This window comes from Martinezella calliandrae, assembly GCF_030272695.1.
Classification (GTDB): Bacteria; Pseudomonadota; Alphaproteobacteria; order Rhizobiales; family Rhizobiaceae; genus Rhizobium; species Rhizobium calliandrae.
In genome coordinates this window covers 24,903-38,937 of the sequence record NZ_JARFYN010000012.1, presented here as the reverse complement: position 1 = coordinate 38,937, position 14,035 = coordinate 24,903, and the positions used below count along the sequence as shown (strand labels likewise).

Here is a 14,035-nt window from a genome sequence, read left to right as displayed (position 1 = left end):
GCTCCCTTAGAGATCGAGAACCAGACGTTCCGGATCTTCCAGGCTTTCCTTGACGCGCACGAGGAACGTCACGGCTTCCTTGCCGTCGACCATGCGGTGATCGTAGGAAAGTGCCAAATACATCATCGGGCGGATGACGACCTGGCCGCCGATGGCGACCGGACGCTCCTGGATCTTATGCATGCCGAGAATGCCCGACTGCGGCGCATTGAGAATCGGCGAGGACATCAGCGAACCGTAGACGCCGCCATTGGTAATGGTGAAGGTGCCGCCCTGCATGTCAGCCATCGACAGCGTGCCGTCGCGGGCAGCCTTTGCCAGACGGCCAAGTTCCTTCTCGACTTCAGCGATCGACATCTGGTCGGCATCGCGAATGACGGGAACAACGAGGCCCTTGTCGGTGCCGACAGCCATGCCGATATGGCAGTAGTTCTTGTAGACGATGTCGGTGCCGTCGATTTCGGCGTTGACGGCCGGCAGTTCCTTCAGCGCATGCGTGACGGCCTTGGTGAAAAAGCCCATGAAGCCGAGCTTTACGCCATGCTTCTTCTCGAAGATGTCCTTGTACTTGTTGCGCAAGTCCATGACGGCTTTCATGTCCACCTCGTTGTAGGTGGTCAGCATGGCGGCGGTGTTCTGCGCATCCTTGAGGCGCTTGGCAATCGTCTGGCGCAGGCGGGTCATCTTGACGCGCTCTTCGCGACCAGCGTCTTCGACCGGCGTCGGCGCACGGGCGCTGATCGGGGCGGCCGGGACGGCGGCAGGAGCCGAAGCAGCCCTGGCGATGGCAGCAATCACATCACCCTTCAGAACCTGGCCGCGCTTGCCGCTGCCATCGACCTGATCGGCAGAGAGATTGTTTTCGGCGAGCAGCTTGGCGGCCGCAGGTGCCGGCGGCATGGCGGAAGCCGGAGCAGCAATGGCTGGAGCGGCAACCGGGGCAGCCGCCGCCGGCGTGGCAGCAACAACGGCCGGCGCGGCGGCCTGGGTCGGAGCAGCCGCGGCGCCGTTACCGGCGGAGATCTGACCGAGCAGCGCGCCGAGGCCGACAGTTTCACCGGCCTGGGCAACGATTTCCGACAAGGTGCCGGCTGCGGGCGCGGGAACTTCGATCGTCACCTTGTCGGTTTCCAGTTCGAGAATCGGCTCATCGACCTTGATGGCATCGCCGACCTTCTTGAACCAGGTGCCGACGGTCGCCTCGCTGACGGATTCGCCGAGGGTAGGAACGCGGATTTCTGTGGCCATTGTTCAGATCCTGATTTTTCGTCGTTATTAAATTAGATGGAGTTTCCGGCGGCGGACGGCCGGAGAATGATCGAGGGCATCGGCGAGATTTCGATACGGAAACCGAGCCCAGCGAGAAGGACGGGATCGGCATCACCTAGCGCCTTGGCGGCGTCGGCGCCTTCCACGTCGAGGACGGCGATGCCGAAAGCGCCATCGGCCGCGAAGACCGGACCGACGACTATTGCCGTTCCGGCGCTCGCCTGTTGGCGCCAATAGGCGGCGTGCTGCTGCATGGCGGCCATCTCTTCCCCTGTGGCGTCATGCGGGAAGCTGGGGCGCGGCGGCACAAGTTTCAGATGAAAATAAGCCATCGCGCACCCCCTTTCCGGTTCACACCTTAACCGCCGAGCGCATCCTCAAGGAATGCAGCGAGCTGCGCCAGATGCTTGGACATGAGGCCCGTCGCCGGAGAGGCGGCGGCCGGTCGGCCGGTGTAGCGAACCCGCTGGTACTTGGCATCGATATGGGCGAGCACCCATTCCAGATAGGGATCGATGAACGACCATGCGCCCATGTTCTTTGGCTCTTCCTGGCACCAGACCATCTCCGCATTGCGGAAGCGGCTGAGCTCGTTGATGAGCGCCTTGGCTGGGAACGGGTAGAGCTGTTCGATACGCAGCAGGTAGATATCGTCGATGCCGCGCTTCTCGCGCTCTTCCAGCAGGTCGTAATAGACCTTGCCAGAACAGATGACGACGCGACGGATCTTGGCGTCCTTCTGCAGCTTGATCGGGCCGTCCTTGATGACTTCCGCATCGTCCCACAGCAGGCGATGGAAGGAGGTTTCCCCCGCCATTTCCGCCAGGCCCGACACTGCACGCTTGTGACGCAGCAGCGACTTCGGCGTCATCAGGATCAGCGGCTTGCGGAAGTCGCGCTTCAGCTGACGGCGCAGAATGTGGAAGTAGTTCGCCGGCGTCGTGACGTTGGCGACCTGCATGTTGTCTTCGGCGCAGAGCTGCAGATAGCGTTCCAGGCGGGCCGAGGAGTGTTCGGGACCCTGACCTTCATAACCATGCGGCAGCAGGCAGACGAGGCCGGACATGCGCAGCCATTTGCGTTCGCCCGACGAGATGAACTGGTCGAAGACGACCTGTGCACCGTTGGCAAAGTCGCCGAACTGAGCTTCCCACAGGGTCAGCGCATTCGGACGTGCGAGCGAATAGCCGTATTCGAAGCCGAGAACCGCCTCTTCTGAAAGCATCGAGTTGATGACTTCGTAGCGAGCCTGTGTCGGCGACAGGTTGGCGAGCGGAATGTAACGATCCTCGGTTTCCTGGTCGTAGAGAACCGAATGACGCTGCGAGAAGGTGCCGCGTTCGCAATCCTGGCCGGACAGGCGAATCTTGTGGCCTTCGACCACGAGCGATCCGAAAGCAAGCGCTTCCGCCATCGCCCAATCGATGCCTTCGCCTGTCTGAACCATGCTGGCACGGTTTTCCATGAAGCGCTGGATGGTGCGATGCGCATGGAAACCAGCCGGGATTTCCGACAGCTTCCGGCCGATGTCCTTCAGCGTCTTCATCGGCACGGCGGTCTTCCCACGGCGCTGCTCGTCGGCATTATCAGCCGTATGTAGGCCCGACCATTCGCCGTCCAGCCAGTCGGCCTTGTTCGGCTTGTAGGACTGGCCGGCATCGAACTCCTGTTCGAGATGGGCGCGCCAGTCGGCCTTCATCTTTTCGACTTCGCCTTCGGTCAACACGCCTTCGCCGACCAGCCGCTCGGAGTAGAGCTGCAGCACGGTCTTGTGGGCGCGAATGACCTTGTACATTTTCGGCTGTGTGAAGGACGGCTCGTCGCCTTCATTGTGGCCGTAGCGACGGTAGCAGAACATGTCGAGGACGACAGGCTTGTGGAACTTCATGCGGAATTCGGTCGCGATCTTGGCCGCATAGACCACAGCTTCCGGATCGTCACCGTTGACGTGGAAGATCGGCGCTTCGATCATCTTGGCGACGTCGGACGGATAGGGCGACGAACGCGAGAAGGCCGGATTAGTGGTGAAGCCGATCTGGTTGTTGATGATGACGTGCATCGTACCGGCGACGCGGTGGCCGCGCAGGCCCGACAGGCCGAGGATTTCAGCAACCACGCCCTGGCCGGCGAAAGCGGCGTCGCCATGGATCAGCAGCGGCACGACCTTGGCGCGCTCGGAAAGCGGAATGATATCGCCGTCCCAGACGGTAGCGCTCATGTCCTGCTTGGCGCGGGCCTTGCCCATGACGACGGGATTGACGATTTCCAGATGCGACGGATTGGCCGTTAGCGAGACGTGCACCTTGATGCCGTCGAAATCGCGATCCGAGGAGGCGCCGAGATGGTACTTGACGTCGCCCGAGCCTTCGACTTCGTCCGGAGCATAAGAGCCGCCCTTGAACTCGTGGAAGATCGCACGATGCGGCTTGCCCATGACCTGGGACAGCACGTTGAGGCGGCCGCGATGGGCCATGCCGAACACGGCTTCTTTGAGGCCGAGCTGGCTACCGCTCTTCAGAATCTGTTCCAGCGCCGGGATAAGCGATTCGCCGCCGTCGAGGCCGAAACGCTTGGTGCCTTTGAACTTGACGTCGAGGAACTGCTCATAGCCTTCGGATTCGACGACCTTCTGCAGGATCGCCTTTTTGCGGTCGGGGCTAAAGTTAATGCCCTTGTTGACGCCTTCGATGCGCTCCTGAATCCAAGCCTTTTCCTCCGGATTGGAGATATGCATGAATTCGACGCCGAGGGTCGAGCAATAGGTGCGCTCGAGGATCTCCATCATCTCGCGCACGCTCGCATATTCGAGGCCGAGCACGTTATCGATGAAGATCTTGCGGTCGAGGTCGGCCTCGGCGAAGCCATAGGCTTCCGGCGACAGTTCCTTATAGTCCTCGACCGCAGCGGCGATGCCGAGCGGGTCGAGCTTGGCGTGCAGGTGTCCGCGCATGCGATAGGCGCGGATCATCATGATGGCCCGAACCGAATCACGCGTCGCCTGGAGGACGTCGGCAGTGTCGGTCGGCTTGCCGGCGGCTTCCGCCTTGGCCTTCACCTTGGTCTCGATAACCTTCTCGACGATGCCCCAGTTGCCGTCGAGCGCCGAGACGAGTTCGCCGTTCGCCTGAATCGGCCAGTTCTTGCGCTGCCAGGAGGCGCCTTTGGCCGCCTTCTTCACATCATCCGGATTGTCTTCCAATGCCTTGAAGAAGGACCGCCACTCGTCGGAGACCGACGACGGGTCGTCCTCGTAGCGCGCATAAAGCTGCTCGATATAGGCAGCGTTGGCGCCGTCCAGGAACGATGTAATCTGAAACTGCTCGTTGGCTTCTTGCCTTGCCATGGTGATATGCGGACGCTCTCGTCCGCCTCCCGACTTGTTTACTTTGCCGGCTTATGGAAATCCGGCGACCCTATTTCCTTCGCGATCCTCGGACCGCATATCGGCTTCCAAAAACTCGAAAGCCGGACGGGATATGCGGATGCCGCTGCCCCGTCCGGATCTTGCTAGAGGTGGGATTAGCCCTTCAGGACTTCCACCAGCGTCTTGCCGAGGCGCGCCGGCGAAGGCGACACGCGGATGCCCGCCGATTCCATCGCAGCGATCTTGTCTTCAGCGCCACCCTTGCCGCCGGAGATCACGGCACCAGCGTGACCCATGGTGCGGCCGGGAGGTGCGGTACGGCCGGCGATGAAGCCGACCATCGGCTTCTTGCGGCCCTTCTTGGCTTCGTCCTTGAGGAACTGCGCGGCGTCTTCTTCCGCCGAGCCGCCGATTTCGCCGATCATGATGATCGACTTGGTTTCGTCGTCGGCGAGGAACATTTCCAGGACGTCGATGAATTCAGTGCCCTTGACCGGGTCGCCGCCAATGCCGACTGCCGTCGTCTGGCCAAGGCCTTCATTGGTGGTCTGGAAGACGGCTTCGTAGGTCAGCGTGCCCGAACGCGAGAGAACGCCGACCGAGCCCTTCTTGAAGATGGAGCCCGGCATGATGCCGATCTTGCATTCGTTCGGGGTCAGAACGCCGGGGCAGTTCGGCCCGATTAGGCGCGACTTCGACTTTTGCAGGCGATCCTTGACCTTGACCATATCGGCAACCGGAATGCCTTCCGTGATACAGACGATCAGCGGGATCTCGGCTTCGATTGCTTCGAGGATGGCGGCCGCAGCACCTGCCGGCGGCACGTAGATGACCGAGGCATTGGCGCCGGTTGCATCCTTGCCCTCAGCGACCGACTTGAAGATCGGCAGTTTTTCGCCGTCCTTGCCGGTCCAGGTTTCGCCGCCCTTGGTTGGGTGGATACCGCCGACCATCTTCGTGCCGTGATAGGCGAGCGCCTGTTCGGTGTGGAAGGTCCCGGTCTTGCCGGTCAGGCCCTGAACGAGAACCTTGGTGTCTTTGTTGATGAGGATCGACATCTTGCCTCAGGCTCCCTTGACTGCCTTGACGATCTTCTGGGCGGCATCGTCCAGGTCATCGGCCGAGATGACATTGAGACCGGATTCGTTGATGATCTTCTTGCCGAGCTCGACGTTGGTGCCTTCGAGGCGCACGACGAGCGGAACCTTCAGACCGACTTCCTTGACGGCTGCGAGCACGCCTTCGGCGATGACGTCGCACTTCATGATGCCGCCGAAGATGTTGACTAGGATGCCTTCGACAGCCGGGTCGGCCGTGATGATCTTGAAGGCTGCGGTGACCTTTTCCTTGGACGCGCCGCCGCCGACATCGAGGAAGTTCGCAGGCTCGGCGCCGTAGAGCTTGATAATGTCCATGGTTGCCATGGCAAGGCCGGCGCCGTTGACCATGCAGCCGATGTTGCCGTCGAGGGCGACATAGGCGAGGTCATACTTGTGCGCTTCGATTTCCTTGGCGTCTTCTTCGGTCGCGTCGCGCAGCGCAACGATGTCCTCGTGGCGGAACAGCGCATTGCCGTCGAAGGAGACCTTGGCGTCGAGCACGCGCAGATGGCCATTGGTCATGACGATCAGCGGGTTGACTTCGAGAAGGGCCATGTCCTTTTCGACGAAGGCCTTGTAGAGGACCGGGAAGAGCTTGGCAGCGTCTTCGCGGGCAGCCCCTTCGAGCTTAAGCGCGTCGGAAAGGGCAGCCGAATTGATAGCCGTAACGCCGACCGCCGGGTCGATGTCGACGGTGATGATCTTTTCCGGCGTGTCATGCGCAACTGTCTCGATGTCCATGCCGCCTTCCGTCGAAACGACGAAGGCAACTTTGCCGACCGAGCGGTCGACCAGGATCGACAGGTAGAGCTCGCGGTCGATATCGGCGCCGTCTTCGATGTAGAGGCGGTTGACCTGCTTGCCCGCCGGGCCGGTCTGCTTGGTCACCAGCGTGTGGCCGAGCATTTCCTTTGCGTTGGCAACAACGTCCTCGATCGACTTGGCGAGGCGAACGCCGCCCTTGGCGTCTGGGCCGAGTTCCTTGAACTTGCCCTTGCCGCGACCGCCGGCATGGATCTGGCTCTTGACGACGTAGAGCGGGCCTGGAAGCTTTTTTGCGGCGGCTTCGGCTTCATCGGCGGAGAAGATGGCAACGCCGTCCGCGACGGGTGCGCCATAGGTCTTCAGCAGCGCCTTGGCCTGATATTCATGAATGTTCATGGATTTATCCCTATTGGAACGCGGAAATTACTTCAGCGACGGCGCGATGGTCGCGCAGGCTTCGCAGAGGCCGGCAACGGCTGCGACCGACTTGTCGAAGGCTTCCTTCTCGGCCTTGTTCAGGTCGATCTCGATGACGCGCTCGATGCCGCCGGCGCCGATAACCGTGGGAACGCCGACATACATGTCCTTCACGCCGTACTGGCCAGAGAGATAAGCGGCGCAAGGCAGAACGCGCTTCTTGTCCTTGAGGTAGGATTCGGCCATCGCGATGGCAGAAGCGGCCGGAGCGTAGTAGGCCGAACCGGTCTTCAGGAGGCCTACGATCTCAGCGCCGCCGTCACGGGTGCGCTGGATGATTTCTTCGAGGCGTTCCTTGGTCACCCAGCCCATGGTGACGAGGTCGGTCAGCGGAATGCCGGCAACGGTGGAGTAGCGTGCGAGCGGTACCATCGAGTCGCCATGGCCGCCGAGAACGAAAGCCGTGACATCTTCAACGGAGACGTTGAATTCCTGGGCGAGGAAGAGGCGGAAGCGCGACGAGTCGAGCACACCAGCCATACCGACGACCTTGTTGGTCGGCAGACCCGAAAACTTCTGCAGAGCCCAGACCATGGCGTCGAGCGGATTGGTGATGCAGATCACGAAAGCGTCCGGGGCATACTTTTTGATGCCGGCGCCGACCTGTTCCATGACCTTGAGGTTAATGCCGAGAAGATCGTCGCGGCTCATGCCCGGCTTGCGGGGAACGCCGGCGGTGACGATGCAGACATCGGCGCCTTCAATCGCGGAATAGTCGCTGGCGCCCGTGAGATTGGCGTCGAAACCTTCGACCGGCGAAGACTGGGCGATGTCGAGGCCCTTGCCCTGGGGAATGCCGTCCGCGATGTCGAACAGGACGATGTCGCCCAGTTCTTTCAGGCCGGCGAGATGCGCCAGCGTACCACCAATCATGCCAGAACCAATAAGTGCGATCTTGTTGCGCGCCATTTCGGTGTATCCTTTGCGATCAAAATCCGTGGCAGGACACCTTGCAAGGCATCCACCATTGCCGCCAATCGCATAGACCCAAAGCCTCAAATTGGCAATTGATTATTTTGAGATCAGGAATTTCAATCGGTTAGATCAAAAATGTCTTACGTAAACGTAAGACATTTTGTCACTAAACCGTTACTCGGCGGCGCGCTTTCCGTGAGTCTGGGCAAGGTATTCTGCGCTGCGCATTTCGAAAAGCCGCGATGCCGTGCGGTCGAACTCAAAGCCCTCCGTCCCGCGTCGTTCGACCAGAAGATCCTCCGGCATCGCCTCAGCAGAAACATAAAGCCGGACGGCATGATCGTAAAGCGTGTCGATGAGGATGATGAAGCGCTTGGTCTGGTTGCGTTTTTCCGGCCCGAGCCTCGGAACGCGATCGATAAAGATCGTGTCGAAGCGGTTGGCGATGGCCAGGAAATCGGCAGCCCCTAGCGGCGCCTCACAGAGGTCGGCAAAGGAAAACCGCGCCATGCGATCGACGGCGAGCGGCACATGGATGGAGCGTCCCTTCATCGGAATGTCCAGCGGTAGCGCCTTGCGCCCGTGCAGCACCTGTGTCCAGGACGCATCCATCGCCATATCCGTGCGTTCGTTGAGCGGTATCAGATAGACCGGTTGGCTGTTCAACTTCTCCAGGCGGTAGTCCGTCGGTGAATCCAGCGTGACGATATCGACGTAGCGCTTCAAAAGATCGATGAAGGGTAGAAACAGGCCGCGATTGAGGCCGTCGCGATAGAGATTGTCGGGCTCGACATTCGAGGTGGCGACCAGCACGCAGCCCAACGAAAACAGCTCGGAAAACAGCCTCGACAGGATCATTGCATCGGCGATATCGGTCACGGAGAATTCGTCGAAGCAGAGCAGCTCTGCCTGGCTGAAAAGGTCCGCTGCTACCGGCGGCACCGGATCGGCCTGTTTGGTCTCGCCGTTCTTGAACTTCAGCCGGTGAGCGGCGATCCGATTGTGCACATCAGCCATGAACTCATGGAAATGCGCTCGGCGCTTCCTGTTGCAGGGCGCCATCGCATAGAACATGTCCATTAGCATCGTCTTGCCGCGCCCGACACTACCATGGATATAGAGGCCGCGAACGATCCAGGCGGGCTTCTTGCGCGCGGCAAACATCCAACCGAGCGCGCTCGACTTGGTCGCCGGCCGCTTCCGCTTAAGAGCGGCAAGCACGTGATCGAGGGATTTCGCCACATCCATCTGCGCCGAATCCACCTGGAGCGATCCGGAAGCCGTCAGCGCCTTTAAATGTTCGACGACGCTGATGGAATAGTCTGGCATGGGCTGCATTGGGAGATACCCGCCTGTGCATGAGGGAAGCGGCCGGATGGCCCAACCGCTTCAAAAGAGCTTTATCGGCTGAGGCTGAGCGGCTGGCCGGAGGCCGTGGAGCCATCAAAACGCGAATCGGCCGTCTTGTAGAGTGAGCCGATCTGGCTGCCATCACGGTTCTTGAGGATGACCTGCTTACCGGAAACTTCCCACGAGCCCATGGTCGTCAGCTCGCCCGCGCAACCACGGGTGCCGCCACGTGAGCCGCTGCCGAGATTGGTGAGCGTCAGGAACATGTCGCAGCTCGATCCGCCGTTGCTGACCTTCCAGCTTCCGACCATGGATTCCTTGGTCACGTCCTGTGCCGAAGCGGCCACCGCCTGCTGTTGCTGCGGATTGGCCGCGCTCGGCGTGTTCGTCGGCGCCGCCGGAAACTGCGAAGCGCCTGCGGTGGGCGGAAGCTGGCTGGACTGAACGGAGGGAACGGGCTGAGCCTGCAATGGCGGGGGAGAATAATCGTCGTTGTATGCTGTGCGCTGGCAACCGGCAAGCGACAGACCTATCGCCGCAGCCGTCACTGCATATCTGAACTGCATCATCACACTCCTAATTATTTGTCCACCGCTGACATTTGCAAAGTGATGCTCAATGATGTGGGAATTACCGTATTTCACTTTGGTTAATCAAGTCGATACCGCCACAATTTGCCGTAGGTCATAGCTCCGCAAGAATCCGGTCATTTCAAGGCGTCACCCGGCGAACCTTATCCAGATAGAAATGATCGGCCAGCGTCTGCACGATTTTATCGCGTTCCATGTGTTGGGCGGAGCTTGTCCGAAAAATCGGAATGGCGTGCGAGCGAGGGTGATAAAAATTCCGCGACTTCGGCTGGCGGCACGCCCTCGCCCATCTCGCGCGTCTGCTTCCTAACCGCGAGCGGTTTGTGGAATGATCCCGCTCCGGTTCGAGATGAGCGAAGCGGCGATCAGAGTGGCCAAGCTTTGGGCCCGCGGCACGGACGCATGATCGTCGGCGGGTCAGACCCGCCGCTCGACCATCATCTTCTTGATTTCGGCGATCGCCTTGGCCGGGTTCAGGCCCTTAGGGCAGGTCTGGGCGCAGTTCATGATCGTGTGGCAGCGATAGAGCCGGAACGGGTCCTCGAGATTGTCGAGGCGCTCGCCCTTTGCCTCGTCGCGGCTGTCGATCAGCCAGCGATAGGCCTGCAGAAGCACGGCCGGGCCAAGATAGCGGTCGCCGTTCCACCAATAGCTCGGACAGGAGGTCGAGCAGCAAGCGCAGAGGATGCATTCGTAGAGGCCGTCGAGCTTCAGGCGATCCTCATGGCTCTGCTTCCACTCTTTAGCCGGCGGCGGCGATACCGTCTTCAGCCAGGGCTCGATCGAGCGGTGCTGAGCGTAGAAATTCGTCAGGTCTGGCACGAGGTCCTTGACGACGGGCATATGCGGCAGCGGATAGATCTTCACCGTGCCCTTGATTTCGTCCATGCCCTTGGTGCAAGCGAGCGTATTCGTGCCGTCGATGTTCATCGCGCAGGAGCCGCAAATGCCTTCGCGACAGGAACGGCGCAGCGTCAGCGTCGGATCGATCTTGTTCTTGATGTAGAGCAGCCCATCGAGCACCATCGGACCGCAATCGTCGACGTCGATGTAGTAGGTGTCGATGCTCGGGTTTTGACCGTCATCCGGGCTCCAGCGGTAGACGCGGAATTCGCGCGTATTCTTCGCGCCCGCTGGCTTCGGCCAGACCTTGCCTTCGCGCATCTGAGAGTTCTTGGGGAGAGCGAGTTCAACCATAGTCAGTTCCTCTCAGATCAATACACGCGCGCCTTCGGCTCGATCTTGTGCGGATCGATGCCTTCGGCGATCAGTTCGGTATGAACGGGGCGATAGTCCAGCTTGACGTCGCCGGCTTCGTTGACCCAGGCGAGTGTGTGCTTGCGCCAGTTTTCGTCGTCGCGTCCGCCGAACTTGCCTTCGGTATAATCCTCGCGCGCATGCGAACCGCGGCTTTCCTTGCGGGCTTCGGCACCATAGATCGTCGTGATGGCGTTTGCCATTAGGTTGTGCAGTTCCAGGGTTTCGACGAGGTCGGAATTCCAGATCAGCGAACGGTCGGTGACCTTGACGTCAGGCAGTTCCTGCCAGATTGCCGAGAGGCGGCGGCAACCGGATTCCAGCGATTCTTGCGTGCGGAACACGGCGGCGTCTTCCTGCATGGCGCGCTGCATCTTTTCGCGCAGCACCGCGGTCGGCGTCGAACCGCTGGCGTGACGCAGGCGGTCGAACCGGTCCATGATCTTGTCGCAGCCAGCAATATTGACCGGCGGCACCGGGCTCGCCCGGTCGATAACCTGACCGGCACGGATAGCGGCGGCGCGGCCGAAGACCACCAGGTCGATCAGTGAGTTGGAACCCAGCCGATTGGCGCCATGCACCGAAGCGCAACCGGCTTCGCCGACAGCCATCAGGCCCGGCAGAATGCGTTCCGGATTGTTGCCGTCGGCGTTCAGCACCTCACCCCAATAGTTCGTCGGAATGCCGCCCATATTGTAGTGGACGGTTGGCAGAACCGGGATCGGCTCGCGCGTCACGTCGACGCCGGCGAAGATGCGCGCGCTCTCGGAAATGCCCGGCAGGCGCTCGTGCAGCACGGCTGGGTCGAGATGGTCGAGGTGCAGGAAGATGTGGTCCTTGTTCTTGCCGACGCCGCGGCCTTCGCGGATCTCAAGCGTCATGCACCGCGAAACGACGTCACGCGAGGCAAGGTCCTTGGCCGAGGGCGCGTAGCGCTCCATGAAGCGCTCGCCTTCGGAATTGACGAGATATCCGCCCTCGCCGCGCGCGCCCTCGGTGATCAGGCAGCCGGAACCATAGATGCCGGTCGGATGGAATTGCACGAATTCCATGTCCTGCAGCGGCAACCCGGCGCGGGCAACCATGCCGCCGCCGTCGCCGGTGCAGGTATGGGCCGAGGTCGCCGAGAAATAGGCGCGGCCGTAGCCGCCGGTCGCCAGCACCACCATCTTGGCGGCGAAGCGATGGATCGTGCCGTCGTCCAGGCACCAGGCGACGACGCCGGTGCAGCGGCTGCCGTCATCGGACATAATCAGGTCGAGCGCAAAGTATTCGATGAAGAATTCGGCATTGTTGCGCAGCGACTGGCCATAAAGCGTGTGCAGGATGGCATGGCCGGTTCGGTCGGCGGCGGCGCAGGTGCGCTGCACCGGGGGGCCTTCGCCGTAATTCTGCATATGGCCGCCGAACGGGCGCTGGTAGATCTTGCCTTCTTCGTTGCGCGAGAACGGCACGCCGTAATGCTCAAGCTCATAGACCGCCTTTGGCGCTTCCATGGTGAGATACTGCATGGCGTCGACGTCGCCGAGCCAGTCGGAGCCCTTGACGGTGTCGTAGAGATGCCACTGCCAGCTGTCCGGCGTCATGTTTTGCAGCGAGGCGGCAATGCCGCCCTGGGCTGCGACCGTGTGCGACCGGGTCGGGAATACTTTAGTGATACAGGCAGTGCGGAAACCCTGCTCGGCCATCCCGAGCGTGGCGCGCAGGCCCGCGCCGCCGGCGCCGACGACGATCACGTCATAGGAGTGATCGACATATTTATAGGCTTTCCCGTTCTGAGCAGGCCCATTCTGAGCGGATGAATTCGGTGCCATCTGTAATTATCCTACGAACGCGATCTTCAGAATGGCGAAGAGACAGAGCCCAGCCACGAAAATCGCGAAGAATGTGTTGAGCATGAGAAGGACGATTTTGCCGATCTCGCTGTGGACATAGTCCTCGATGATGACCTGCATGCCGAGCCTCATATGAATGACGCCGGAGATCACCATTAGGCCCATGATGACCGCGACGAGCGGATTCGACAGCGCGTGCACGACATCCGCATAGGGAGCGCCGGCATAGATCATCAGAAAAATGACGAAGAAGATGATGAGCGGAACATTGGCAACTGCGGTCAGACGCTGGCGCCAGAAATGCTCGGTGCCTTCCTTGGCGGAGCCGAGGCCGCGGACTTTGCCCAAAGGGGTGCGCATATCCATGAGAAATATCCTTTAAAGCATGATCCCGAAAAGTGCGAAACCGTTTTCGGACAAGACCATACCAATCAAATCAGCCGAATGACGATGCCGATGATCCAGACCAGCGCGGTAAGACAGAGCGAACCAACAAGCGTCGCCTTGGCCATCTTGGTCGAGACGGCGGGGTCGAAGCCGTATCCGAGATCCCAAATGAAATGGCGGAAGCCGCCGAGCATATGGTGCAGCAGCGCCCAGGTATAGCCGAGCAGCACGAGCCGGCCGATGATAGAACCCATGATCCAGTTGACCAGGTCGAAATAGCCTTGGCCGGTCGCCGCCGCGATCAGCCACCAGGCGACCAGCAGAGTGCCGAAATAGAGCGCACCGCCGGTGATGCGGTGAACGATCGACATGACCATAGTTGGAATGAGTTTGTAGACTTGCAGATGCGGCGACAGGGGCCGGTTTTGTGTGACGTTCGCCATCAGAACCTCGCGGCGTTACGATACGCTTCGATCCCGGATGTCTCCGGGGCTACGCACCTGGAGAAATCCTGTGTGCGTTGCATCAATTGTGACCATTAATCACGGAAAGCCATATCGACAAGTACAATTGCTGTCTGCCTCGAATTTAATCGATTCGGATCATCAGACACCTTTAGCGAGTGCGCAAAAACGACATCTCCGATAGGCCGACCGACACGATTTTCCCGTCCGCCGAGTGGACTTAACGCCGATCTTGCGGCACTCTGCTGTTCATATTTTATTA

General features: G+C 60.5%; 12 protein-coding genes. All 12 read right to left on the bottom strand.

The genetic code is table 11. The features are described 5' to 3' along the window. Window positions 1–6: 6 nt before the first annotated feature. The 12 genes from odhB to sdhC all read right to left on the bottom strand — a co-directional run bounded on the left by odhB (window position 7) and on the right by sdhC (window position 13,752). Window positions 7–1,248, bottom strand: coding sequence for a 2-oxoglutarate dehydrogenase complex dihydrolipoyllysine-residue succinyltransferase (gene odhB, locus PY650_RS11605; protein ID WP_285879386.1), 1,242 nt, complete (start codon window positions 1,246–1,248; stop codon window positions 7–9). A gap of 32 nt (window positions 1,249–1,280) precedes the next feature. Further along, window positions 1,281–1,601, bottom strand: coding sequence for a YciI family protein (locus tag PY650_RS11600; protein WP_285879385.1), 321 nt, complete (start codon window positions 1,599–1,601; stop codon window positions 1,281–1,283). Between the two features lie 26 nt (window positions 1,602–1,627). Continuing rightward, entirely contained in the window at window positions 1,628–4,612 is a 2,985-nt protein-coding gene (locus PY650_RS11595) for a 2-oxoglutarate dehydrogenase E1 component (RefSeq protein ID WP_285879384.1), read from the bottom strand. Window positions 4,613–4,788: 176 nt separating this feature from the next. Then, window positions 4,789–5,691, bottom strand: coding sequence for a succinate--CoA ligase subunit alpha (sucD, locus tag PY650_RS11590; RefSeq protein WP_285879383.1), 903 nt, complete (start codon window positions 5,689–5,691; stop codon window positions 4,789–4,791). Between the two features lie 6 nt (window positions 5,692–5,697). Next, entirely contained in the window at window positions 5,698–6,894 is a 1,197-nt protein-coding gene (sucC, locus tag PY650_RS11585) for an ADP-forming succinate--CoA ligase subunit beta (RefSeq protein ID WP_285879382.1), read from the bottom strand. 27 nt (window positions 6,895–6,921) lie between these two features. Continuing rightward, a complete protein-coding gene (mdh, locus tag PY650_RS11580) occupies window positions 6,922–7,884 on the bottom strand; it encodes a malate dehydrogenase (RefSeq protein ID WP_285879381.1) in 963 nt (320 codons plus the stop codon). Between the two features lie 180 nt (window positions 7,885–8,064). Then, window positions 8,065–9,228 carry a cell division protein ZapE gene (gene zapE / locus PY650_RS11575; protein ID WP_285879380.1) on the bottom strand — a complete coding sequence of 388 codons (1,164 nt, stop codon included), beginning with the start codon at window positions 9,226–9,228 and terminating at the stop codon, window positions 8,065–8,067. A 62-nt stretch (window positions 9,229–9,290) separates the two neighbouring features. Beyond that, window positions 9,291–9,806 carry a protease inhibitor Inh/omp19 family protein gene (locus tag PY650_RS11570; protein ID WP_285879379.1) on the bottom strand — a complete coding sequence of 172 codons (516 nt, stop codon included), beginning with the start codon at window positions 9,804–9,806 and terminating at the stop codon, window positions 9,291–9,293. A gap of 441 nt (window positions 9,807–10,247) precedes the next feature. After that, a complete protein-coding gene (locus PY650_RS11565; protein ID WP_285879378.1) occupies window positions 10,248–11,027 on the bottom strand; it encodes a succinate dehydrogenase iron-sulfur subunit in 780 nt (259 codons plus the stop codon). Window positions 11,028–11,044: 17 nt separating this feature from the next. After that, window positions 11,045–12,901 (bottom strand): succinate dehydrogenase flavoprotein subunit, encoded by a 1,857-nt coding sequence (gene sdhA / locus PY650_RS11560; RefSeq protein WP_285879377.1) that lies wholly within the window; start codon window positions 12,899–12,901, stop codon window positions 11,045–11,047. A 6-nt stretch (window positions 12,902–12,907) separates the two neighbouring features. Next, the gene (gene sdhD, locus PY650_RS11555; protein ID WP_285868520.1) at window positions 12,908–13,288 is read right to left on the bottom strand and encodes a succinate dehydrogenase, hydrophobic membrane anchor protein; all 381 of its coding nucleotides are present in this window, start codon (window positions 13,286–13,288) and stop codon (window positions 12,908–12,910) included. Window positions 13,289–13,353: 65 nt separating this feature from the next. Beyond that, a complete protein-coding gene (sdhC, locus tag PY650_RS11550; protein WP_285868521.1) occupies window positions 13,354–13,752 on the bottom strand; it encodes a succinate dehydrogenase, cytochrome b556 subunit in 399 nt (132 codons plus the stop codon). Window positions 13,753–14,035 lie beyond the last annotated feature (283 nt).